This window comes from Sphingomonas sp. BAUL-RG-20F-R05-02, from assembly GCF_022662305.1.
Classification (GTDB): domain Bacteria; phylum Pseudomonadota; class Alphaproteobacteria; order Sphingomonadales; family Sphingomonadaceae; genus Sphingomonas.
On the sequence record NZ_JAKNQH010000001.1, the window covers coordinates 695,214 to 719,126 of the forward strand.

A 23,913-nucleotide genomic window follows, 5' to 3' on the forward strand; every position below is an offset into this window, starting at 1 on the left:
ACCATCTCGTCCAACCCCGCGTGCCAGCGAGTTGACGGTTACGTCAACTATGGAGTCTAAGGCCAGCCATGGGGGCGGACCAAAATATCGCGTGGTCGGATGCAATCGCGAGCGCGCTGGAGTGGTGGCGCGATGCTGGCATCGACTCGCTCGCCGATGAGGCTCCGCGCGACTGGTTCGCGGCACCCGCGCCGCCGCCCGCACCGCCAAAGCGGGTCATGAAGGATCAACCCGCCGCCGCCATAGTCGTTCCGCTGCCCGGGACGCTGGATGCGTTTCTCGCCTGGCGGGTTGGCCCGGATGCGCCCGAAGCAGCATGGAGCGGAGGCCCGCCGCTGGCCGCGCAGGGCAAAGCCGACAGCGACCTCATGATCCTCGTCGACACCCCGGAGCGGGATGATGCCGCAGCAGGGCGTCTGCTCGACGGTCCTGCCGGTCGTCTGTTCGACCGGATGCTCGCGGCGATCGGCCGCAGTCGCGACGACGTGTATCTTGCGTCGCTCTGTACGGTACGACCGCTGGCCGGCCGGGTCGCGCCCGAAGTGGAAGCACGTCTTGCGGACATCGCACGCCATTACGTCGCCCTGGTCGCACCGAAACGGCTGCTCATTCTCGGCAACGCGACGAGCCGAGCCTTGCTTGCGACGGACGTTACACGGGCGCGCAACGGTTTACATCGGATTAACCAGCCAACCGACATAAGAGACTCTATAACAGACGCGGTGGTCAGTTTTCACCCCCGCCTCCTGCTCGAACGGCCTGCGCAGAAAGCGGAAGCCTGGAGAGATTTGCAATTGTTGATCGGGGGATCCGACCTGTGACCGCGAAGTTCGCACTTGCCTGTACGCTTGCCCTGCTGCCGATCGCAGCCCCTGTCGCCGCGCATGCCGAACCGGCCGCGCCGCGCGACAAGGTCGAAACGCTTGCCGCTGGCGTGCCGGTCCAACTCGATGCCGAGCAGCGCGCCGGCTATTCCGCCGTCTTCGCCAGCATTCGCGCTCAGAAGTGGCAGGACGCGCAACTCCAGCTCGACGCGATGAAGCCCGGCCCGCTCCACGCCATCGCCCGTGCCGAGATGGTCACTGCCAAGGGCTCGCCCAAGGCAGATCTCGATCCGTTGATGAAGCTGCTCGCCGACGCGCCTGAACTGCCGCAGGCGCAGCAGATCTACGCGCTCGCCTCCTCGCGCGGCGGCGTCGGCCTGCCGGCCTTGCCCGAGGCGAACAAGCTCACCTGGATCGACGGCGCGCCGCAGCGCAAGCGCGCCAAGGCGATCAGGAGCGATATGGTCGCGGGCGAACTCGCCATCCGCATGCAACCGTTTGTCAAGGCGGACGATGGCGCATCCGCGCAGGCACTGCTCGACTCGACTCCGAACCTGTCGAGCGACGCGGTTACCGAGTGGCAGCAGCGCATCGCTTGGATGTACTTTCTGTCCGGTGACGACACCAATGCACGCATGATGGCGGCCAAGGCCGCAGGCGGTTATGGTGATTGGGCGGTACAGGGCAACTGGGTCGGCGCGCTCGCCGCATGGCGGCAGAAGGATTGTGCCGCCGCCGATACCGGGTTCGAAACGGTCGCCGCACGCGCCTCGGACGTCGATATGCGTGCCGCCGGCTTGTACTGGGCATCGCGCGCGGACATGGTTTGCGCCCGGCCCGACCGGATCGAGGCCCGCCTGAAGAGCGCGGCGCAGTACAAGGAGACTTTCTACGGCCTGCTCGCGCGACAGGCGCTGGCGATCCACGACCCGCTCGCGAAAGCCAGCCCGATCGCATTCGCGCGCGACTGGGATCTGTTGTCGCGCCGCCCCAACATCCGCGTCGCCGCCGCGCTGGTCGAGATCGGCGAAAACGACCTTGCCGACGAGGTGATTCGCCAACAGGCGCGGATCGGCTCTCCATCCGAATTCCCCGCGCTGGTGCGCTTTACCGAGGCGCTCAATCTACCGGGCACGCTCGTCTGGCTGTCGCATAACGGACCGGTCGGCGCGACGCCGCCGGTGGAGGCGCGCTTCCCCGCGCCGAACTGGACGCCTGACGGCGGCTGGCGCGTCGACAAGGCGCTGGTCTACGCCCACGCGCTTCAGGAGTCGCGGTTCCGCACCACCGTCACCAGTCCGGCGGGCGCATACGGCCTGATGCAGGTGATGCCCGCTGCCGCCAGCGACATCGCCCGCAAGCAAGGCCGCAGCTACGATCGCGCCGCACTCACGCGTCCGGGCGCGAACATGGAGGTCGGTCAGTCCTACCTTGAGCAACTGCGCGACCAGCCCTGCACCGGCGGCCTGCTGCCCAAGGTGATCGCGGCGTATAACGCGGGTTCGGTGCCGGTTTCCCTGTGGAACGCGCAAAGCCACGACGGGGGCGATCCGCTGCTCTACATCGAATCCATTCCCTATTGGGAGACGCGCGGCTACGTGACGACCGTACTGCGCAACTACTGGGTCTACGAAGGCCAGACCGGCAAGAAGGCCTCGCCGAGCCGCGCCGCGCTGGCGCAGGGCCTGTGGCCGCGCTTTCCGGGCATGCCCGGCGCTACGGCGGTCCGGATGACCGCATATGGCGCCAAGCCAGTGTCGATCGCCAGTGCCAATTGACCTTGGCGCCACGTTCCTGCCGGTCAGGATCGCGGTACTCACCATTTCCGACACGCGGTCGCTCGCCGACGATCGTTCCGGCGACACGCTGGTCGCGCGGCTGAGCGAGGCTGGCCATGTCCTTGCCGCGCGTGAGATCATCAAGGACGATGCCGATTTGATCGTCGCGCGGTTGCACACGCTGATCGACGATGCGGATGTCAACTGCATCATCACCACCGGCGGCACCGGCGTGACGGGTCGCGACGTGACACCCGAAGCGATCGAGCGGGTTGCCGACAAGATGATCCCCGGCTTTGGCGAACTGTTCCGCTGGCTGAGCTTCAAGACGATCGGCACCTCGACCGTTCAGTCGCGTGCCTGCGCCTGCGTGACGCGCGGCACCTACATCTTCGCGCTGCCGGGGTCGACCGGTGCGGTGAAGGACGGGTGGGACGGCATCCTCAAGGACCAGCTCGACAGCCGGCACAAGCCCTGCAACTTTGTCGAGCTGATGCCGCGTTTGCTGGAGCGCTAAGCGCAGCCACCGCACACCGACTGGCGCCCACTGCGGACTACAAACTGACTACAGGGAAAATGGGGCGACCGACGGGACTTGAACCCGCAACATCCGGCATCACAAGCCGACGCTCTAACCAATTGAACTACGATCGCCGTTAGGAAGCGCGCTCCTAGCGGGGAGGAGGGGCGCCCGTCAAGGCGTCAAAGCCTTCCTTCGAGCGAAAGCGTATATCCGGTCTCGCCATGCTGGAAGCCGACGAGCGAAAGCTTCTGCGCGGCGGGATCGTCCGACTGGATCGTAAGGTCCGCGTGGAACCGCCCATCCTGCCACAGCCGCACTACGGCGCGCTCGGTGCCGGCCTGGCTGGCGAGCGGCAGCAGCAACGCACCGGCGTCGCAGCGCGCATCGCCCGCCATGCCGTGGGCGAGGCTGATGCCCGCCACGTCGCCGCTAAGGGCTGCCTTGACCCGGCCGCTCGCGCGCTGGCATCGCCCGCCGTCAAACTTCACGTCCACCGAATCGAGATCCAGCGAGGAGATCGGCACCGGTGCGAAAATGTTGCCCGCCGGCAGCGTTGCGGTCATGCCGTCGATGCCGACGCTGTGGCGGCTCATCTCGATCGCGCCGTGTACGTTGCGGCCAAGATCGGTGGCATGGCCGGACACGCTGATCCGCGCCCGTCCGAGCAGCAGCGCGAGCGGCGACACCGCCACGCCAAGGTCGCCCAACGCGATCCGCCCGACCTGCGCCTCGCGCAGATCACCGCCCCACACGCTACCCTCGACCGCACGTGCGCTCAGCCCCTGCTCGCCCACGCCGATCGCGCCGAGCACCAGCCGCATCGGCAGCAGCACCAGCAGCGCCAGCACGAACACCGCGCCAAAGATCGCCGCCGGGCCGGTCGTAAGCCGAATACGCCTCATCGCCCTTGCGCCTTTACCGTCATCTGCACCGCCACCGTCTTGTCGCCGTTGTCGGTCGCCGAGAACGAGTCGACCAGCACGCCGCCATTCTCCAGCGTCGCGACCCAACCCAGCAGCGCGGCGGGCTTGGCCTTGGCGATCGCAAGCTGCACACCGCCGCCCGCTGCCGGTCCGACACTGGCCAGTTCGAAACCAGCCTCGTTGGCGCGGTCACGGATCAGGGTGTCGAGCGGCCCGGCGAGTTGCGCCGGCACGCCCTTGCCGATCTGTTCGATCGCACGCACCCGCGCCTGCGTCTCACCATACCGGATCACCGCATCGGTGTGCCGCGTCTTTGCCGAGGAGAGTGCGTCGCCGATCGGTACGTACAGGCCCCATATCACCGTCACGCAGAACAGCGCGGCAGCGACCATCAGCATGTATTTCTCACGCGGCGCGCGGCCATCGAACCACGTCTTCAGATTGGCGATCATGGTTGCTTCACCGTCAGCGTTCCCGTGATCCGACCGCCGGTGGCGGTGAACGCGCCGCCCGGGTCGACCGACAGCCCGGCCGCGCGCAGCCGCTGCTGGAGATCGGTCGCTGCGCCCTCACCTTCCGTTGCAAACCCGACCCGCAAGGCTCCGGTGGTGTCGAAGGCCAGGCTCGTCACCTCCGCCCCCGGCACCGCCCGCACCGCGCCGAACACGGTTGCGGCGGTGCGGCTGAAACCAAGCCCCGGTCCGCGCAGCCGCGCCAGCCGCTGATCGAGCTGCCGGTCGGCATCGCTGATCGTCTCGCCCTGCGGCAAGCCGGCGCGCGCGGCGATGTCGGCACGCTGTTCCAGCTCGCCCGCTGCGACATTGTAGCGGACGATCTGCACGATCGAGATCGCCAGACTGGCCGCCAGGATCGCCAGCGCAAGCCACCCGAGCCGCCGAACCAATGCCCAGTCCACCGCGAAGCGCGTCCGCCGCGAAAACGCCCCCTGCCGCAGATCGAGCGCGGGTGCCGCCACCGCCGCCACGATCGCTGCCTCAAGCACGCTGCGGTCCAGCCGCTCGAGCGCGATGCCGCCGGTGATAAGCCCGGTCAGCACCGTATCGTCCGCGAACCCTGTCGTCGCACCGCGCACGACACTCTCGCCGCCAAGATCGCCGGCCACGAAACCGCTCTCGGGTCGCGGCAGCAGCATCGGCGCGGGCACCAGCGCGCCAGCCTCCACCCCGCTCGCCGCCAAAGTGTCGAGCCAGCTACGCATCTGCGCCATCGCCACCACGCCGATCGGCCGTTCGCTGCCGCCTTCCTCGCGCCCGACAGCGACGTGCAGATCGCCGATCGGCGCCGCACTCGCTTCTGCGGCGAGGATGCGCGCGGCCGTTACCGCCTGCGCCGGCGATCGATCGGGCAGGTCCGCCCAATGCAGTGTGACGGTGTCCGCCGGCGTCACCACCACCGGCAACAGCGAATCGTCTTCCAGGGGTACTGGCAGGCCCTCGCCACGCGCGGAGACCTGATCGCCGGTGATGCGCAGCCACCGCCAGGGCATGTCCCCGGGTGGCAGAAAGATGACGAGAGTTTGCCTCATGATGCTTCGCCCCATTGCCGCGAGACGAGCCGCGCGGGAAGCGTCGATGCGTCGATCAGGCTGTTTTGTTGCAGGTCCGTGCCACCGACGGTGACGTCGATACGCAGATCGAACCATTTGGTCGTCACGTCAGTCTGTGACGGAGCATCGCCAGTGTCCCCCGCCGCACCGAACGATGAAGACTGCCAGAACTTGACGGTGTTTTCATATCCCAGCGCGGGCCGCTCAAGCAACGCACGCCGCACTGCCGAGACGTTAGGGGTGCCGGGCAGCAGCACCGCCAGCAACGGCGCCTGTTCGGGCTGCAAGGTGTTGACGTTGATCTTGGCCGCATCCGCAATCGGAAGCGCGCAGATCCACGGTTTCAGTTTCTCGTACACTTCGGGCGTGACGCCCATCACCGCGCGCAATTCGCTGGGGTCGCTCATCAGCGTGTTGGCGGTCCGGTATGGCGTTTCGAGGCCGCTGTAATCGCTGTCCTCGGCACCGCCGGGCAGTTGCGTGGTGTCGCTGTCGATCCAGTCGGCGGTTGCCGCCGCAATTCCCTCGGGCGATCGCGCGGGCGCGCCGACGAGGCGGATCAGTTTCGCGAACTGATCCACGATCGTCTGATTGGCCGTGTAGCGGCCGTTTTCACCCTTTGTCACGAGGCCGTTGAGGTTGAAGCAATTGCCACCGTCAACGATGCGGAGCGTGACGATGCCGCCGCTCACCGGCAACGGGATCGGCGTGTTGCTCCACCCACCGGCCAGCGACACGCGGCTCGCGTCCCGCCCGAGCAAATCGCTGATTCGATCGACCGCGAGCGCTTCACCCGCGACCGCGAAGGCGCGCGCCTGATCGAGCACGACCGCGTTGCCGCCGAGTTTCGTAGCGATGCGGAGCCGTTCGAGCGCGCCTGCCGCCAACACCGCGATGACCGCGACGAGGAGCAGCACCGTCAGCAACGCCGCGCCGGTTTCGGAGTGTTTGCGCTCAGCCACTTTTGCGCTCGCCGTAGCCGGTGCCGACGAGGAACAGTTCGCGGACCTGCGTGCCGTCGCTGCGCACCAGCCGCACTTCCAGTGCCTGCGGCAGCGGCGTTTTCGCGGACCCTGCCCAACGGTCGCTCCACGCGCCGTTGACGCGGTAGCGCAAGGCCACCTGCCGCACCTTTGTCAGCATCGCGGTTGGTGGGTAGGATTGCGCGCCGTCGAGCTGCGGGTAGGCAACGCGCATCAGCGTATCACCATCGAGCCGGTATTCTACCTTCTGCTCGCCCGGCCGCCGTGCCCCGTCGAGGTTGCTCCAGCCACCCCGCACCAGCCGCAACATCGGCACCGCGCCCGACCCGTTTTCCCCAGTGAACGCAGGGAGCAGATCGCCGCGATCGTTACGCGTCTGCCGCAACGATGCCTGTGCGAGGTCCGCCTCCAACGCGGACGACAGTCGGGCCAGCGCGGAGGTATCGTCGAGCTTGCCCGCCATAACCCCTTGCGCGCGGACGCTGAACGACAGCAGCGCGACGCCAGCGGCGGCAAGCATGCCGAAGATCAGCAGCGAGACCATCATCTCGACAAGCGTGAAGCCGGCCTGCCCGGCCTCTTTCGCGCGCGCCTGCGGGAAACCGTCACATGTTTCCGAACCCGAGGCGCACGCAGGTGCCGCCGTTCCCTGGCCGGTAGCCGGTCTTCGCCTCGCGAAGGGAAGAGCGGGATCGTTCACGACGTGCTTGCCGCGCGAACCATCGTCAGCTTGCCGGCCGCGCGGCCGCTGACATCCCGTACCGCCACGTCGATGCGGAGGATGCGCGGATCACCCGTCGCGGCGACCGTGCGCGTCCACGTCCATGCCTTGCCGTCATTCTGTTCGGTGCCGGTGGCGATCCCGAGCGTCGGCCGTTTGGCATCCGTCACCGCCTCGATCGCGACGTTGCGCGCGACGATCTGCCCGGTCAGCGCGGAGTCGAGGATGCCCGCGCCCCGAATCGTCGCGCCCTCGAGCCGGATCAGCGCGAGTGCAGCAAGCGCAAAGACCGCGAGTGCGACCATCATTTCGATCAGGGTAAAACCTTTCGCCGCGCGCCCCGCACGACCGCTTCGGGCAGCAGGCGTGCCGGCGATCACCCTATCCATTGACCTTGACCGTCCCGTCCACACCGACATGAACGTCGCTTGCCTGCCCGTCACGCAACAGGCGCACATCGAATGGGCGATCGGCGATGCCGGTCGAATCGAACACCACGCGATCACGTCCAGCGATCCCGCTGACCGCCTGGGTACCTGCACCCCATTTCGTGACCTGGAGCGGTTTGTCGGCGACCGCCATCCACGCCCCATCGCGCCGCACGTCAAAACCGTACCCCCCCGCCGTCACCCAGATGCTGACGGGCCGTGCCTGAACGATGGCGAGGTCGTGCGCCGCCCGGGCGCGCAGCGCAAACCGAGATGCCTCGTCGGCCAAACGCCCGCGCGGGTCCGGCAGGCTCAGCACTACCGCCGCCGAGGCGAGTCCGATGATCGTCACCACGATCATCAACTCGACCAGCGTGAAGCCGTGTTCGGCGGAGCGCCGAACGGGCGTGAAGCCGTTCTCGAGATCGGGCTTATTGCCAGCTACCGATATCGGCATCGACACCCTCGCCGCCTTCCTTGTTGTCCGCGCCAAGCGTCCAGACGTCGGCCTCGCCATGCTGCCCAGGCGAGGCGTAGAGATAGGGATGGTTCCAGGGATCGAGCGGGATTTTCTTGAGATAACCGCCCTTTTGATATTTCGACGCGTCCGCGCCAGCCGGTGCATTTACGAGCGCGTTCAGCCCGTCGGACGTGGACGGGTAGCTGCCGTTCGACAGCTTGTAGAGTTCCAGCGCCTGTTCGATCGTGGAGATGTCCGCCTTCGCCCGCGTGATGCGCGCCTTGTCGCCACTCGGAAACACGTTGATGACGACGATCGCCGCAAGCAGGCCGATGATGACGATCACCACCATCAACTCCACGAGGGTGAAGCCGTCTTCCTTGCGGCGGCGTTTGCGGATTGAGCGCGTTGGGGTCATGTCAGTCCTCATGTCGAATACTACTGGCCAGCCAGCGTGTTGAGCTGGAGGATCGGCAACAGGATCGATAGCACGATCGCGGCGACGACACCCCCCATCACAACGATAATTAGCGGCTCAAGCAGAGATAATGCGGTCGCGGTAAAGCGATCGAATTCGCGTTCCAGATATTCAGCGGCACGCGCGAGCATCTCGTCGAGCTGCCCCGCCGCCTCGCCCGAAGCAACCAGATAGGTCAGCAACGGAGGGAACACGCCGACCCGTCGCATTGCCGCCGACAGGCTGCCACCACCGCGAATTGCCTCGACGATCTCGTCCGTAGCCTGTTTCAGCCGCGCGTTATGGATCGTCCCGGAGGTCAGCGCCAGCCCGTCCAGCAACGGCAGCCGGCTTGCAACCATGGTCGCAAGCGTGCGCGCCATCCGCGCCGCATGCAGATCGCGCAGCAACCGCCCGATCAGCGGCAATCGCAACATGCGAGTGTCGAACGCGAGTTTGATCGCCGGCTGCTTCATCCCCTGCCAGAAGGCGACGCCCACCAGTCCCAGCGCCAGTAGGATCAGCCACCACCAGCCAACCAGGAAATGTGAGATCCCGATCACGATGCGCGTCAGCAGCGGAAGCTGCTGACCAACGGTATCGAACTGCTCAACCACCTGCGGCACCACGAACATCATCAGTGCGGTAACGACTGCGGTGGCGACCAGCGCCAACACCCCAGGGTAGGCGATCGCGGTGATGATCTTGCCGTTGATCTCCGCTTGCCGCTCGAGCAACACCGATAGCCGTTCGAGGATCGACGGCAGCGCACCGGACCGCTCACCCGCTGCGACCATCGCGCGGTACAGCGGCGGGAAGCTCTTCGGTTCGCGTGCCATCGAATCGGCAAGGCGTCGGCCTTCGGTCACCCCCGCATGCACGGATTGAACGATCTCGCGGACATGATCCTGCTCGGTCTGCCTCGTGATCGTGCGGAGCGCTTCCTCGAGCGGCGAAACCCGGTTCAGCGTGGCGAGCTGGCGCGTGAACAGCGTAAGGCTCTTGGTGTTCATCCGCCGCCGCCCGATGCGCAGGTCCGACAACAACGCCTTGCTTCGCGGTGGTGGTGGCGCGCCTGGCTCCAGCTTCAGGACGTAGAGCCCTCTGCGGTCAAGTGCGGCACGCGCGGAGTCGACCGAAGCGGCGGCCAGATGACCGCGGACCTCGCGGCCTTTGGCGTCGATGACGAGATAATCGAAATCAGCCATGTCGCGGCGCGCCCAACCGCGCTTCGCTGTGAGGTGGCTCGGCCGACGGCACCACGTGCGACCGGTGAAGGCCGCGTTCAGCCATTGTCGACCGGTTCCGGCTCTGGCGCCAGGACCGGAGCCTCGGCATCGGCCATATCGCGGCGCGAGACGCGCACGGCTTCCTCGGGCGTAGTCCTGCCGTCCCGCACCAGTTGCCGTGCCGCAGCGCCGAGGTTCTGCGCGTGCAGGAAAGCATGGCGTGCGATCAACGACTCATCGCCGCCATCGTTTATCAGTCGGCGGATCGTCTCGTCGATGCGCACCGCCTCGAACACGCCGATCCGCCCCTTGTAGCCGGTGTGGTTGCACTGTTCGCAGCCCACCGCTTCGTACACGACCGTTCCCGCATCGAAACCGAGCAGCGCCGCTACGGAGCCGGACGCCTGCACCGGCCGCCGGCAATGCTCGCACAACCGCCGCACCAGTCGTTGCGCGATTACCGCGCGTAGCGTGGAGGCGAGCAGGAACGGCTCGATCTTCATGTCGCGCATCCGCGTGATCGCGCCAACCGCATCGTTAGTGTGTACGGTCGAGAGCACGAGGTGGCCGGTGAGCGACGCCTGCACCGCGATTTCTGCGGTCTCACGGTCGCGGATTTCGCCGACCATCACCACGTCCGGATCCTGCCGCAGGATCGCGCGCAAACCAGCGGCAAAGGTCAGCCCGACCTTGGCATTGACCTGCGTCTGGCCGACGCCTTCGACCGCATACTCCACCGGATCTTCCACCGTCAGCACGTTGCGGCTGCCATCGTTCAACAGCCGCAGCGCGGCGTAAAGCGTCGTCGTCTTGCCCGAACCGGTCGGCCCGGTGACGAGGACGATGCCGTTCGGCTCGGTCAGCGTCGCCTTCAGCATCTCATTCATCACCGGCGTCATGCCAAGCACGTCGAGCGTGATGCCGGCATTCTCCTTATCGAGGATTCGCAGCACCACCCGCTCGCCCGCGCGGCTCGGCAGCGTGGAGACGCGCACGTCGAGCAGCTTGCCGCCTAGCGTCAGGCCGATGCGGCCGTCCTGCGGGATGCGCCGCTCGGCGATGTCTAGCCGCGCCATGACTTTCACGCGGCTAACCACCACTGGCGCGACGTGCGGCGGCATGCGCAGCGTCTCACGCAACACACCATCGATCCGCATCCGCACGACCAAGCCGGTCTCGTACGGCTCTATGTGAATGTCCGACACGCCATTGCGGGCGGCATCGGCGATGATGCCGTTGATGAGGCGGATCGCCGGCGCATCGTCGGCGGTGTCAAGCAAATCGTCGGCGGTGGGCAGATCGCCCGCGAGGATATCGAGTTCGTCGCCCATGCCGATACCGCCGGCCGCCAGCGCCGCTGCCTGGCCGTCCATCGCATAGCGATCCGACAGCAACCGGTCGAACGCCTCGGATGGAACGATGCCGACGTCGAACGGCTGTGCGAGATGACGCCGCAATTCGAGCAACACCTTGGGATCGCCGCCTTCGCGCATCGCCACCGACAAGCGGCCGTCTGTTGCATCACCCAACACCACGCCGAAGCGGCGCGCGAACATGTAGGGGATCGCCATCATCCCCGTCGGCAGCGCCAGCGGTTCGGCAAGCTGAAACGCGGAGATGTCGGCAGCGGTGGCCATCACTGGTTCTCCGGGTGGACGATCTGCGTGGTGTTCTTGACCACCCGCACGCCGATGCGCGGATCCTCGATGTTGCCGGGTACGGGCGCGCTAGGGATCGGCGGAGCGGCGCCCATATAATCGCGCACCAATTCATCGATCGATGGCTCGTCGACCGGGTTCTGCTGACCCTGCTGGAGCCGCAGATAGCCGTAGCGCTGCGAGGTGACGCGCTGCGTGTCTTCGGGGCTGCGAAGCACGGTCGGGCGGATGAAGATCATCAGGTTGGTCTTGGTACGCTGCTTCGCCTTGGACCGGAACAGTTGGCCAATCGCGGGGATGTCACCGAGCAGCGGGATCTTCTCGATCGTGCGGCGCTCGTCGTCACTGAGCAATCCGCCGATAATCGCGATCTGACCGTCGTCGACGGTCATGGTCGTCTCGACCTCACGCTTGTTGAGGATCAGGTCGCTGTTGTCGCTCGACACCGGCCCGGCGATCGAACTGACCTGTTGATGCAGGATCAGCTTGATCGACCCGCTGGAATTGACCTGCGGGCGGACCTGCAACTGAATGCCGACATTCTCGCGCTGCACGGTGCGGAAGGCGTTATCGAAATTCTGGCTAAGCGCCTGCCCCGTCGTGACCGGAATCTCCTGCCCGACCAGGATACGCGCCTCCTGATTGTCGAGCGTGGTGAGCGACGGCGCCTGCAACAGGTTGGAGGTGGTATCCGACTTCACCGCATTAATGATCGCACCGAAGATCGCGTTCTTGCCGATGTTGAACGCGCCACCGCCAAAGCCACCCGTGGCGCCGAGGATCGAAGTAAGCGCGGACTGTGCTAGGGTGTCGCTTACCGCGCTCCCGTTGGTCGTAACGGTGGTGGTGCCGTTGACGGTCGTGGTGTTGTTGTTGAGCGAACGTGCACCGATCGCTCCGGCGATGGTGAGCAGGTTCGGGGACGAGTTGCTGTAGCTCGTCGCGAACGTCGGCACACCGCTGCCGGGCAAGCCGGCGAGCAGGAACTGCACGCCCAGCTTGCTGGCGGTCGCGTCCGACACCTCCGCGACGATCGCCTCGACCAGCACCTGCTCGCGTCGGGTGTCGAGCTGGCGCACCACGTCGGACAGCTGCCGCTGCACCTCTGCCGGCGCCGCGATCACGATCGCGTTCGCGCCCGCAAACCGCGTGACGACCGCGGCGGTCTTGCCGCCCTCGGCGGTGACGGCGGCCTGCGTAGGAGCGTTGCCGGCCTGGCTGGTCTGCGTCTGCGGCGGCACGATGTTGGTATTGGGCGAACCCGCGCCGAAGCCGCTCGACGAACCGTTCGATCCGTTGCTGCCGGTCCCCCCAAAGGTGGAGGCGGAGAGTTGCTGCGTCTGTATCGGCGTCGGCGCCTGACCGACGAGCTGCTGCAAGACCGGCAGAAGTTGCTCGGCATCGGCATTTTCAAGAAAGATCACCTTGATCTCGGTGCCGTTCTTGGCTCGCGCATCGAGATCCTGCGCCACCGCCGCCAAGCGCGAGACACTCGACGGATCACCACGCAGCGCTACCGAATTGGAACTGGTGACCGCAACGACGCTGACCGAGGACGGGCTCCCCGCCTGCCCGCCAGCACCATTACTGCCCTGCCCGACCAGCGCCTGGAGCGCGGTCGCGATCTCGCGCGCACCCGCATTCTTGAGCGCGATCACTCGGGTCGAGGCGTTATCTGTATCGATTTGCCGCAAAACCTCGCGCACGCGCCGCACGTTGTCGGCGAAATCGACGATGACGATCGAATTGCCGGCGCGGTTCGCCGTGACGGAGCCTTGCGCGCTGACCAGCCCGCGCACGGTGTCCACGGCCGACGCCGAGTCGATCGAGCGCAGCCGCACAATTTCGGTGACAAGGCTGTTGCGCGCCGCCCCGCCAACCCCGACGCGGCTTGGTTGCGAGGCAGAGTTGTCGAGCGGCTGGATCCGGAATGCTCCGTTGGCGCTCGGCACCGCGACCAGCCCATTGGCGCGTAGCGTCGAGAGGAACACCTCGAAATACTCGGTGCGCGACAGCGGCCTATCGGTGACGACGGTCACCTTGCCCTGCACCCGCGAGTCGATGATGAACGTGCGCCCCGTCACCCGAGCGGCATCTGCGATGAAGGCGCGGATATCGGCATCGCGCACATTCATCGTCTGTTGCGCCGAGATCGGAGCGACCGCGACGAGTGCCAACATGGGGGCAAAAATCAGTTTGTTCATGGACCTGCTATCGTGATGGCGAGCGGCAGCGTCTGGCTGCCGCGTTCGACCGTAATCGAAAGATTGCCGCCGTTGGCAAATTGTGCGCCAAGCCGTTCGAGATCGGCCGCGCCGGTGATCGGCCGACCGCCGATCGCCGTAATCACGTCACCCTCACGGAAGCCGGCCTGACGAAACGCGGTGGCGCCACCCTGCGGACGCACGGCGAGGCCGCTGATCCGGCCGCCATCGATACGCGGGATAAAGCCGATATCGGCACGCAACTGCGAGATCGTGGTACCGTTGGATGCTGGCGCAGCGGTTGCGGGCGGCGTGAGCAGCGGAGCGCCGGCGGGCACGGGCGCGGGCGGCGCAGCGCTGCCGGCGTCGCTCTGCGCGATGAACAGTTCCTCACTGCCGCCGCCGCGGGCAATAGTGACATGATCGAATGCGACCGCCTTCAGCGTCGCGCCGGGCGCTACCTCCTGACCGACGGCAATACTCTTCTGCACACCGTCGGGCCCGGCGATGATCGCGGATCCACCGCCCATCGCACCGTCGATACGTGTGCCGAACAGCGTCAATTGCAGCGAGGTAACTGTGGATGGCTGCGCGTCGCCGCCACTCAACCGGAAGAACGGATCGAAGCCGCGCAGCAGGTCCCCCGGCGCGCCCGGAACCGACACACCCGCTGGTCGCCAGTCCCCCAGCGGTCCGACCGGCGTCACCACCGCCCAGACCAGCCGTGCGCATTGCACCGCCAGCACCGCCAGCAGCACCAGTTCGGCGACGGAATACACCGTCACCCTGGGCAACCGGCGCAGCAGCGCGCGCGCGCGGGGATCGAGAACCAACCGCATTCGAGAATCCCACCCCACACACCAGCACCGCTAGGAAAGGTTTGTTACAGCGACGCGGCGATCCTGTGAACCTTTTCCGCAGCCATTCGTGTGAGATCATTCGACTCTGGCCATCGCCATCGGATTTTCGTTAAACAGCGCCATGCAAACCGATGTTTTCGCCACGGCGCCGTTCGGATCAGGCGAGCCATCGGCCGGGATCACCGCGCATCTGGCGGCGCAACCGCAGGTGCAGCGGGTACCATCGCCGAAGCTTTCGCTATTCGTTCGCAGACACTTGCTGGACGACGCGACGTGTACGGCGCTGTGTTCGCAGATCGACCAGACACGTCGACCTTCCACCGTTTCGGATCATAATGGCGACGCGACCTACCGGACCAGCGAGACGTGCGACCTCGACGCGGCGGACCCGCTGGTCGCGCAGGTCGAAGCAGCGATCCTCGCGTTGACCGGATTGGACGGTCGGTACGGCGAGCCGATGCAGGGCCAGCGCTACGCCGTGGGGCAGGAGTTCAAGCAGCATACCGACTATTTTGAGCCGAACGGCCTGGATTACGAGCGCTTCTGTGGCGTGGCGGGCAATCGCACATGGACGGCGATGATCTACCTCAACGCGCCGGAAGCGGGTGGCGCGACCCGATTCAAGGCAATCGACAAGATTCTTCAACCCGAAGCGGGCAAGCTGGTGATCTGGAATAATCGGCGGCCGGATGGAACACTCAACCCAGCGTCGATCCACCACGGCATGAAGGTGCGCGCCGGCACGAAATATGTCGTGACGAAATGGTTTCGCGAGCGGCCTTGGGGCTGAGTTCCCCGTTTTCTGCGTCAAACCACGAGACGATGCCTTGGCTCGCGCGACGCGCAGCACTGCCAAGCTTAGGCTGAACCGGATGGAGCGAGACCTTGAACGGCATCGACCACCTCCAACGGGACGTCTTTACAGATAGTGGTACGACGCTGCAGAATGTGTGCTAGCCTTCTCGCAACCGGGGAGGAAGATAATGAGGCTATGTGCTGCCGGGGTACCGACGCTCGTCGCGCTGTTGTTGGCAGCATCGGCGGCGAGCGCACAGCCGGTGTTCCTTGCCGCGCATGGCGCGGTCGCCGGCATCGTCCACGATCCCGATCGCCCGCTGACGCTCGCCGCCGAAATGCTCGCGCAGGATGTTCGGTCGGTCACGGGAGTAGGTCCTGTCGTATCGACCGATCTCGAATCGTGTTTGCAAATCTGCATCATCGTCGGAACGCGCGGCTCGCCGCTGGTAGCGAGGGTGGCACGCGATGGCGGCATCGACCTCACCGCGCTTGACCGACAATGGGAACGCTACGCCCGCGTGGCGGTGGCGTCGCGGAGCCAACCGCAGCGGCGGTATCTGCTGATCGCCGGATCGGACCCGCGCGGCGCGATCTGGGGCGTGGTCGATCTCAGTCGGGAAATCGGGGTCTCGGCGTGGGAATGGTGGGCCGATGTAACGCCGCGCCACCGCGACAGCATCGCGGTCGACGGCACGCTGCGGTTCTCGAAAGCGCCATCGGTACAATATCGCGGCATCTTCCTGAATGACGAGGACTGGGGTCTGCAACCGTGGGCGGCCGAGACCTTCGAGCCTAAAACCGGAGATATCGGCCCAAAGACCTACGCGCGCATCTTCGAGCTGCTATGGCGCTTGAAAGCCAATCTGATCTGGCCGGCGATGCACGACAGCACGAAGCCGTTCTACCAGATCCCCGGCAACGCCGATGCGGCGCGTGACCATGCGATCATCGTCGGCACGTCTCACGCCGAGCCGATGATGCGCAACAACGTGCGTGAATGGGACGAGGCCAAGCGCGGCCCGTTCAACTTCTTCACCAACCGCAAGGCGATGCTCGACTACTGGCGAACCCGAGCGGCGGCCGTGAAGGGCTATGAAACCGTCTATACGGTAGGTTTGCGCGGCAAACACGATTCGGCGATGGAGGGCGCGAGGTCGCCGGTCATGGCACGCGACGCGCTGGCCGAGGCGATCGCCGCGCAGCGCACGCTGCTGAGCGAAACGCAGCGCAAACCCGCTAGCCAGATCCCGCAGGCGTTGACGCTCTACAAGGAAGTTCTCGACCTGTATGGCCTCGGCCTGAAGGTGCCCGACGATGTGACGCTGGTGTGGCCGGAGGATAATTACGGCTATATCAGCCAGCTACCGACCGCGCAGGAGCGCAGGCGCAGCGGTGGGGGCGGAGTCTATTATCACATCTCCTATTGGGGTCGTCCGCACGATTATCTGTGGCTGGCGACGACGCACCCCGCACTGATTCGCGAAGAGATGGACCGGGCGTGGCAGACCGGTGCGCGGCGGCTGTGGGTGGTCAATGTCGGCGACATCAAGCCCGGCGAGTATCTGACACAGTATTTCCTCGATCTCGCCTTCGACGCGGAAACGTTCGAAGTACGCCCGATCGATCACCTCACCGCCTGGGCGGCGACGCAGTTCGGTGCGGATTCCGCGGGCGAGATCGCAGCGGTGATGAGCGATTATTACGATCTCGCGTTCGAGCGGCGTCCCGAATTCATGGGCTTCAACCAGGTCGAGCCGACCACCCCCATCAACATCGGCGATTACGTGCGTGGCGGCGGGGCTGAGGCTGAGCAGCGAATCGACCGCTATGCCGCATTGCGCGCACGCGCAGAGGCGCTCGCCGCGCGAATGCCTGCCGACCGGCGTGCAGCGTTCTTCGAAATGGTGCTGTATCCGGTGCGCGGTGCCGCCAGCCTTAACGAGCGCAACCTGAAGCTCGATTTAGCAGCGCTGTACATGCGGCAGGGCCGCCCGGTTGCGAACCTGCTCGCCGATGAGGCCAAGGCAGCGCATGCCCGCATCGTCACAGATACTGCCGAATATAATGCGCTCAACGGTGGCAAATGGCGCGGCATCATGAACATGGCGCCGCGCGGGCTGCCGGTGTTCGCCGAACCGCTCTACCCGCACGCGACGTTTGCCGCGCGACCGGGTTGCGTAGTCGATCCGTCTGACCTCACTTTCGTGGCCGGGCGTGCCGCCAACCACGCGCTGACGATCTACAGCTTCGGTGATGCAGCGGACTGGTCGATGGCAGGGCAGAGCGGCATCGTGTCGGCAGCGAATTCGGGACGGCTCGATGGCGGCAACGGCTTTCAGCAGCGGATCGCGATCCGCTACGACGGGATAGCGCGCGCCCTGTCGCCGGGTGTCGTAACCTGCGCAGGCAAGACGGTGAAGCTGGCGGTGCAGTTCGTGACCCCGGCCCGCCCCGACGCACCGGTCGAGATCGGCCATGTCATCACGCTAACCGCCCCCTACCGGATGAGCCGCGACTGGGAGCCTATCGGCGGGCTTGGCGCCTATGGCCGGGCGCTGCGGGTTAGGCTGGATACGCCCTCGCGCGGATCGGCCAGCGCGGTGGAGCCGCTGCGCTACAGCTTCGCCACGACGGAGACGGGGGATGCGACGCTGGAGATGGTCGCACTGCCGACGCACCCGCTTACCTCCGCCAATCATCTTCGGATTGCGGTACAGATCGATGACGGTGCGGTGCAGACGCTGGATTTCGAGACGCACGGGCGCAGTGACGTGTGGAAGCAGAACGTGCTGAGCAATACCGCGCGCCAATCTATACGCCTGCCGCTGCTCGCTGCCGGAACGCACGACGTGCGCATGTTTGCGCTCGACCCCGGCTTCCTGCTCGACCGGATCGAGGTGCGGCGTGATGGCGCGGCGGCGCGCTATGGAGCGCCGCTGGTGCGGTGATGCGGGGTACATCCCTGCCGCCGGGAGGCGATGGTGGGCGCGACAGGGATTGAACCTGTGACCCCACCCGTGTGAAGGGTGTGCTCTACCGCTGAGCTACGCGCCCATCGCCTTGGTTCCGTATGCGAACCGCGAAGTTTATTGGCCAAAGCGGCCAACGAAAGAGGGCGGCTCGCCGCCGCCCTGTTGCCTGCCCTTTAGGACAGGCCAGCGGGACTTGTCCAGCCCCACCGTCATCAAATCGTCAGTTTACCGAGTCCTTGAGGCCCTTGCCGGCCTTGAACTTCGGCTGCGACGATGCTGCGATCGTCATCGGCTCGCCGGTGCGCGGGTTGCGACCGGTGGATGCCTTGCGCTTGCTGACGGAAAACGTGCCGAACCCGACCAGCCGAACCTCGTCCCCCTTTTTCAACGCAGCCCCGATGGCGTCGAATACGGCTTCGACCGCCTTGCTCGCGTCGCCCTTGTTCAGACCGGATGCGTCGGCAACCGTGCCGATCAACTCCTGCTTGTTCATGCCTGCGGAACCCCCGTGATATTGAAACTGATTCTCGGCCGCGAAAGCCGGTGAAGCAGTAAGGGCAGGCAAACCGGGGCTGTCAAAGCAATTTGCGACTAGCCCCGGCAAAAAGCGGCGGAATACTGCCACTTCGGCCTCTTAACCAAGATCAGTGGCGCCGTTCACCGCCGATCGGCGCGACCCCAGCGGGCGGCTGTGCGGCCAAGTCATCCTCCTCGCTCCACGTGATCGGCTCGATCGGCGCGGTGAGCGCAAGGCGCAGTACCTCGTCGACGTGACTGACCGGAATGATCTTCAACCCCTCGCGGATATTGGCGGGGATTTCGGCGAGATCCTTCTCGTTCTCCTGGGGGATCAGCACGGTGGTGATACCGCCGCGAAGCGCCGCGAGTAGCTTTTCCTTGAGGCCACCGATCGGCAGCACGCGGCCGCGCAGCGTCACCTCGCCGGTCATCGCCACCTCGCGCCGCACCGCCACGCCGGTCAGCGTCGAGACGATCGAGGTGACCATGCCGATACCCGCCGACGGACCATCCTTCGGCACCGCGCCCTCGGGCAGATGGATGTGGATGTCCTTCCGCGCGAACAGGCTCGGCTTGATGCCGTAGCTGGGCGAACGCGCCTTGACGAAGCTGAACGCGGTTTCGATCGATTCCTTCATCACATCGCCGAGCTTGCCGGTCACCTTGGCGGCACCCTTGCCCGGCACGGTCACGCTTTCGATGGTGAGCAGCTCACCGCCGACCTCGGTCCAGGCGAGACCGGTGACCGCGCCAATCTGGTTCTCCTCCTCGCCAAGACCGTGGCGATACTTCTTCACGCCCGCGAAATCACCGATGTTATCCGGCGTGATCGTGACGGTGGTATCCTTGCCCTCAAGGATACGCCGCAGCGCCTTGCGCGCCAGCTTGGCAATTTCACGCTCCAGCGTACGCACGCCGGCTTCGCGCGTGTAATATTGGATCAGCGCGCGCAGCCCTTCGGTGGTGAGCGTGAACTCGCCGGGCTTCAGGCCGTGCGCCTCGATCTGCTTGGCGATCAGGTGACGCTCGGCGATCTCGACCTTCTCGTCCTCGGTATAGCCCTCCAGCCGGATGATCTCCATCCGGTCGAGCAGCGGCTGCGGCAGGTTGAGCGTGTTGGCCGTCGTCACGAACATCACGTCGGACAGATCGACGTCGATCTCGAGATAATGGTCGTTGAACTTGCTGTTCTGCTCCGGATCGAGCACCTCCAGCAGTGCCGATGCCGGATCGCCGCGGAAATCCTGGCCGAGCTTGTCGATCTCATCGAGCAGGAACAGCGGGTTGCTGGTACCGGCCTTCTTGAGATTGGTGACGATCTTGCCCGGCAGCGAGCCGATATAGGTGCGGCGGTGGCCGCGGATTTCGGCCTCGTCGCGCACGCCGCCGAGCGACTGGCGGATGAACTCGCGGCCGGTCGCCTTGGCGATCGACTTGCCGAGGCTGGTCTTGCCGACGCCGGGCGGGCCGACGAGGCACAGAATCGGCCCCTTCAGCTTGTTGGTGCGCGCCTGCACCGCGAGATATTCGATGATCCGGTCCTTGACCTTCTCAAGCGCGTAATGGTCCTCGTCGAGCACCGCCTGCGCTGCCGAGATATCGCGCTTGATCTTGGACTTCTTGCCCCACGGCAGGCCGAGCAGCACGTCGAGATAGTTGCGCACCACGGTCGCCTCGGCGCTCATCGGTGCCATCGTCTTGAGCTTCTTCAGCTCGGCGGTAGCCTTGCTACGCGCTTCCTTGGAAAGCTTGAGCGTGGCGATCTTCTGGGTCAGCTCGGCGATCTCGTCGCCCTCGCCTTCCTCGCCCTCGTTGCCGAGTTCGCGCTGAATCGCCTTCAACTGTTCGTTGAGGTAGTATTCGCGCTGCGTCTTCTCCATCTGGCGCTTAACGCGGCTCTTGATCTTCTTCTCGACCTGCAACACGCCGAGCTCGCCCTCCATGAAGGCGTAGACCATCTCCAGCCGCTTGCCCGCGTCGAGTTCGACCAGCAGCGCCTGCTTGTCCGACACCTTAACCGAAATGTTGGCCGCAACCGAATCGGCGAGCCGGCTCGGCTCCTCGATCTCGCCAAGCTGTACCGCGGTCTCGGCAGGCAGCTTGCGGTTGAGCTTGGCGTAATTCTCGAACTGGTCGACCACCGACCGCATCAGCGCGGCGGTTTCGGTCGCGACCTGCTTTTCCGCGTCGGCAAGCTCATCCTCGCCCACGTCGCCTTCAAGCAGATCGACCGCCGCGACGAGGTGACCGTCGGTGGTTTCAAGATCGCTGAACTTCGCGCGACGCTTGCCCTCCACCAGCACGCGGACGGTGCCGTCGGGCAGCTTGAGCAATTGCAGCACGGTGGCGGTGACGCCGATATCGTACAGGTCGTCGCGCTCGGGATCATCCTCGGCGGGGTCGAGCTGTGCGACCAAAAAAATCTCCTTGTCGGCGGCCATCGCGGCTTCCAATGCGGCGACCGACTTGTCGCGACCCACGAACAGCGGCACGATCATATGCGGAAACACAACGATATCGCGAAGCGGCAACACAGGGTAAGTTTGGGTCATGAACACTCCGGGGCGGCGCGAACCATGCGCCAGTTCTTCCTTATATGGTGCGCGGAACCTTTCCATCAATCTACCATCGCGTAAGCCGCTGATAGTTGCGATGCTGCTGCCAGCCGCAGGGCTGCTGATGGCGGCGAGCCGTCTGCCTGGCCCGGGCGAACCCGCACTGACCGCGCAGACCGCAAGGTCGGGGGGACCGGTCGATCCCGAACAGGCCAAGCTGGCGTTTGATGCCGCCGATCTCGCCTTCGAGGTGTTCCCGGCGGAGGAGCGGATCGCCGGAGTGGCGACGCTGACCTTCACTGCGCGCGCGCCGCTGACCCGTGTTGTGGTCGATCTCGACCGAAATTTGCCGGTGCGCGAGATCGCGATCGACGGGGTGACGCTGCCGGCTAATGCGTGGGCGAACCCGGAGGGCAAGCTTGCGATCACGCTGCCTCAGCCACTCGCGACCGGCAGGCGCGTTACCGCGCGTATCCGCTACGGTGGCACGCCGCACGTCGCAGTGAAGGCGCCGTGGGACGATGGCTTCGTCTGGTCGAAAACGCCGGACGGTCGCCCATGGGTGGCAACCACGGCGGAGGGCTATGGCTGCGACCTGTTCTGGCCGTGCCTCGATTTCCCGACCGGGCGACCGGCGGTGGCGACGTTGCACATCACCGTGCCGGCGGGGCTGAAGGCGCCCTCCAACGGGCGACTGCTCGGCGTGGACACGCTGGGTGATGGGCGCACCACCTGGAACTGGCGGGTGAAACACCCCAACACCTACGGCATTGCGCTCAACATCGGGCCGTATGAGGAACTGTCAGGCAGCTACAAGAGCCGGTTCGGCAATACGATCCCGATGTTCTATTGGTATCTGCCGGGCGAAGAGCGCCAGGCAAAAGGGCTGTTCGCTGAATTCGCCCCGACGCTGGACTTCTTCGAGCGCGAGGTCGGCCCCTACCCCTTTGGCGACGAGAAGGTCGGCGTGGTGGAGACGCCGCACAAGGGCATCGAGCATCAGACCATCAACGCCTACGGCAACGGTTATGCGAAAGCGCCTGAGGGGTTCGACTGGCTATTCCAGCACGAGTTTGCGCACGAATGGTTCGGCAACCAGCTATCGGCGGCGGACTGGGACGACTTCTGGCTGCACGAGGGGTACGCCACCTACATGCAGCCGTTCTACGGCCTGTGGCGCGAGGGCAATGCGCGCTACGCGGTTATGCTGGACGAAGAACGCAACAAGATCGCCAACCTCCAGCCGATCGTCTCGGGCGTGTCCCGCACCGAGGAGGACGTGTACCGCACCGAACGTGGCGGGCCGGGTCAGGACATCTATTTCAAGGCGTCGTGGATGCTGCACACCTTACGCTGGCTGGTCGGCGATGCCGCGTTTGCTAAGGTGACGCGGCTGGCGGTCTATGGTCGCGACGATCCCAAGCCGGGCAACTTCGTGCCCCGCACGCTGACCACCGCCGGCTATCAGGCGATCGTCCGGCAGGTCACCGGCAGGGATTACGGCTGGTTCTTCGACATATATCTGCGTCAGGCCGCACTGCCCGAGTTGGTGACCGAACGGCGCGGCACAATGCTCGACCTACACTGGGTGGCGCCGGGCGGTCGCGCGTTTCCCATGCCGATCGTGGTGCAGATCGACGGCAAGCTGGTTCGGCTGGCAATGGCAGGCGGCATCGGACGGGTGACGGCGCGTGCCGATGCCCATGTCGTGATCGATCCCGATGCGCGGGTGCTGCGCCGCTCGCGTGCGGTGGAGGCGTATCAGGCGTGGCAGGACACACAGCGCAAGGCGGCGCATTGATCCATGACGAATGCGCGACACCGCCAAAGATAGGCGTGGAGCATGTTCCGTCGCGACCCAGTCGGCCGAACCGGGAAGGCGATGCTGACGCTCGGCTTCGTCGCCTTTCTGGTGCTGCCGATCGCGGCGCGCGTGCGGGCCGGTGCGACCGCCGATGCCGCCATGCTGGGCCGGCGCAACACCTCCTGGCTGTGGATTGACGTGCAAGGGCTCGGCATCGCCTGGGTCGCGGCTGGCCCGATCACCATGAAACTCGATCCGCTGTCGTTTGAGGGCTGGCGAAGGCAAGCGTGGTCCTTCTGCTGATGGGCAGCGGCATCGCGCCGTTCGATTGGGCGACCCGCACCATGCGCAAGACGTAGGCGCTGGTCGTCCGCACGCGCGTCGACCACGACCTCATGCAAGGCAAACCATTCGCGTACGTGCGCAACCCGATCTACGTCGTGCTGTTCTGCTTCCTGCTGGCGATCGCGATCGCATATGGCCATGTAACTGGACTAATCTTCGCGGTGCCGGTCTATGCGATCGGCACCTGACAGCGCGTCCGGCACGAGGAGGCGCTGCTGCACGCGATGTTCGGCGCCGAACAGGATGCTTATGCCGCGCGGGTTAAGCGGTTCGCACCGGATTTAATCTAGCCGTTGCGCCGAGGC

At 65.7% G+C, this 23,913-nt stretch carries 22 protein-coding genes and 2 tRNA genes; 8 read left to right on the plus strand and 16 right to left on the minus strand.

Annotated features, from left to right (window positions below; genetic code table 11):
* The first annotated feature begins 218 nt into the window (after positions 1-218).
* Genes L8F97_RS03285 through moaB form a run of 3 tightly spaced genes read left to right on the plus strand, consistent with a single transcriptional unit; the run spans position 219 to position 3,119 of the window.
* A complete protein-coding gene (locus L8F97_RS03285; RefSeq protein WP_313931889.1) occupies positions 219-821 on the plus strand; it encodes a uracil-DNA glycosylase in 603 nt (200 codons plus the stop codon).
* Entirely contained in the window at positions 818-2,602 is a 1,785-nt protein-coding gene (locus L8F97_RS03290) for a lytic transglycosylase domain-containing protein (protein ID WP_242146551.1), read from the plus strand. The genes L8F97_RS03285 and L8F97_RS03290 overlap by 4 nt, the downstream gene beginning before the upstream one ends.
* A complete protein-coding gene (gene moaB / locus L8F97_RS03295; RefSeq protein ID WP_242146552.1) occupies positions 2,592-3,119 on the plus strand; it encodes a molybdenum cofactor biosynthesis protein B in 528 nt (175 codons plus the stop codon). The genes L8F97_RS03290 and moaB overlap by 11 nt, the downstream gene beginning before the upstream one ends.
* 60 nt (positions 3,120-3,179) lie before the next feature.
* Here the strand turns inward: moaB and L8F97_RS03300 are convergent.
* From L8F97_RS03300 to L8F97_RS03360, 13 genes are all read right to left on the minus strand, one after another.
* A tRNA-His gene (locus L8F97_RS03300) sits at positions 3,180-3,256 on the minus strand.
* A 48-nt stretch (positions 3,257-3,304) separates the two neighbouring features.
* Positions 3,305-4,027: a type II secretion system protein N gene (gspN, locus tag L8F97_RS03305; protein ID WP_242146553.1), complete on the minus strand. Its 723-nt coding sequence runs from the start codon at positions 4,025-4,027 to the stop codon at positions 3,305-3,307.
* A complete protein-coding gene (gene gspM / locus L8F97_RS03310; RefSeq protein ID WP_242146554.1) occupies positions 4,024-4,500 on the minus strand; it encodes a type II secretion system protein GspM in 477 nt (158 codons plus the stop codon). Before gspM ends, gspN begins: the two co-directional genes overlap by 4 nt.
* Positions 4,497-5,594, minus strand: coding sequence for a type II secretion system protein GspL (gene gspL, locus L8F97_RS03315; RefSeq protein ID WP_242146555.1), 1,098 nt, complete (start codon positions 5,592-5,594; stop codon positions 4,497-4,499). The genes gspM and gspL overlap by 4 nt, the downstream gene beginning before the upstream one ends.
* Positions 5,591-6,577, minus strand: a complete 987-nt coding sequence (gene gspK / locus L8F97_RS03320) for a type II secretion system minor pseudopilin GspK (RefSeq protein ID WP_242146556.1) — start codon at positions 6,575-6,577, stop codon at positions 5,591-5,593. Before gspK ends, gspL begins: the two co-directional genes overlap by 4 nt.
* On the minus strand, positions 6,570-7,298 hold the full coding sequence (gene gspJ / locus L8F97_RS03325; RefSeq protein WP_242146557.1) for a type II secretion system minor pseudopilin GspJ: 729 nt from the start codon (positions 7,296-7,298) through the stop codon (positions 6,570-6,572). Before gspJ ends, gspK begins: the two co-directional genes overlap by 8 nt.
* On the minus strand, positions 7,295-7,708 hold the full coding sequence (gspI, locus tag L8F97_RS03330; protein WP_242146558.1) for a type II secretion system minor pseudopilin GspI: 414 nt from the start codon (positions 7,706-7,708) through the stop codon (positions 7,295-7,297). The genes gspJ and gspI overlap by 4 nt, the downstream gene beginning before the upstream one ends.
* Positions 7,701-8,204 carry a GspH/FimT family pseudopilin gene (locus L8F97_RS03335; RefSeq protein ID WP_242147140.1) on the minus strand — a complete coding sequence of 168 codons (504 nt, stop codon included), beginning with the start codon at positions 8,202-8,204 and terminating at the stop codon, positions 7,701-7,703. The genes gspI and L8F97_RS03335 overlap by 8 nt, the downstream gene beginning before the upstream one ends.
* A complete protein-coding gene (gene gspG / locus L8F97_RS03340; protein WP_242146559.1) occupies positions 8,179-8,625 on the minus strand; it encodes a type II secretion system major pseudopilin GspG in 447 nt (148 codons plus the stop codon). The genes L8F97_RS03335 and gspG overlap by 26 nt, the downstream gene beginning before the upstream one ends.
* A 20-nt stretch (positions 8,626-8,645) precedes the next feature.
* A complete protein-coding gene (gene gspF, locus L8F97_RS03345) occupies positions 8,646-9,872 on the minus strand; it encodes a type II secretion system inner membrane protein GspF (protein WP_242146560.1) in 1,227 nt (408 codons plus the stop codon).
* A 77-nt stretch (positions 9,873-9,949) separates the two neighbouring features.
* Positions 9,950-11,449: a GspE/PulE family protein gene (locus L8F97_RS03350; protein ID WP_409929002.1), complete on the minus strand. Its 1,500-nt coding sequence runs from the start codon at positions 11,447-11,449 to the stop codon at positions 9,950-9,952.
* An 80-nt stretch (positions 11,450-11,529) separates the two neighbouring features.
* On the minus strand, positions 11,530-13,755 hold the full coding sequence (gene gspD / locus L8F97_RS03355; RefSeq protein WP_242146562.1) for a type II secretion system secretin GspD: 2,226 nt from the start codon (positions 13,753-13,755) through the stop codon (positions 11,530-11,532).
* Positions 13,752-14,594, minus strand: coding sequence for a type II secretion system protein N (locus tag L8F97_RS03360; RefSeq protein WP_242146563.1), 843 nt, complete (start codon positions 14,592-14,594; stop codon positions 13,752-13,754). The genes gspD and L8F97_RS03360 overlap by 4 nt, the downstream gene beginning before the upstream one ends.
* A 142-nt stretch (positions 14,595-14,736) precedes the next feature.
* On the opposite strand from L8F97_RS03360, the gene L8F97_RS03365 reads away from it, so the two are divergent.
* Positions 14,737-15,405, plus strand: a complete 669-nt coding sequence (locus tag L8F97_RS03365) for a prolyl hydroxylase family protein (RefSeq protein WP_242146564.1) — start codon at positions 14,737-14,739, stop codon at positions 15,403-15,405.
* Positions 15,406-15,598: 193 nt separating this feature from the next.
* Positions 15,599-18,361: a glycosyl hydrolase 115 family protein gene (locus L8F97_RS03370; RefSeq protein ID WP_242146565.1), complete on the plus strand. Its 2,763-nt coding sequence runs from the start codon at positions 15,599-15,601 to the stop codon at positions 18,359-18,361.
* A 31-nt stretch (positions 18,362-18,392) separates the two neighbouring features.
* Here the strand turns inward: L8F97_RS03370 and L8F97_RS03375 are convergent.
* The 3 genes from L8F97_RS03375 to lon all read right to left on the minus strand — a co-directional run bounded on the left by L8F97_RS03375 (position 18,393) and on the right by lon (position 21,456).
* Positions 18,393-18,467 (minus strand) — tRNA-Val (locus L8F97_RS03375).
* A gap of 138 nt (positions 18,468-18,605) precedes the next feature.
* A complete protein-coding gene (locus tag L8F97_RS03380) occupies positions 18,606-18,878 on the minus strand; it encodes an HU family DNA-binding protein (RefSeq protein WP_242146566.1) in 273 nt (90 codons plus the stop codon).
* Positions 18,879-19,029: 151 nt separating this feature from the next.
* On the minus strand, positions 19,030-21,456 hold the full coding sequence (gene lon / locus L8F97_RS03385) for an endopeptidase La (protein WP_242146567.1): 2,427 nt from the start codon (positions 21,454-21,456) through the stop codon (positions 19,030-19,032).
* 100 nt (positions 21,457-21,556) lie between these two features.
* Here lon and L8F97_RS03390 point away from each other — a divergent pair, with 100 nt between their 5' ends.
* The 3 genes from L8F97_RS03390 (at position 21,557) to L8F97_RS03400 (ending at position 23,796) form a co-directional block, all read left to right on the plus strand.
* The gene (locus L8F97_RS03390; protein ID WP_242146568.1) at positions 21,557-23,260 is read left to right on the plus strand and encodes a M1 family metallopeptidase; all 1,704 of its coding nucleotides are present in this window, start codon (positions 21,557-21,559) and stop codon (positions 23,258-23,260) included.
* 42 nt (positions 23,261-23,302) lie between these two features.
* Positions 23,303-23,566: a hypothetical protein gene (locus L8F97_RS03395; RefSeq protein ID WP_242146569.1), complete on the plus strand. Its 264-nt coding sequence runs from the start codon at positions 23,303-23,305 to the stop codon at positions 23,564-23,566.
* Between the two features lie 116 nt (positions 23,567-23,682).
* The gene (locus tag L8F97_RS03400; protein WP_242146570.1) at positions 23,683-23,796 is read left to right on the plus strand and encodes a hypothetical protein; all 114 of its coding nucleotides are present in this window, start codon (positions 23,683-23,685) and stop codon (positions 23,794-23,796) included.
* Positions 23,797-23,913 lie beyond the last annotated feature (117 nt).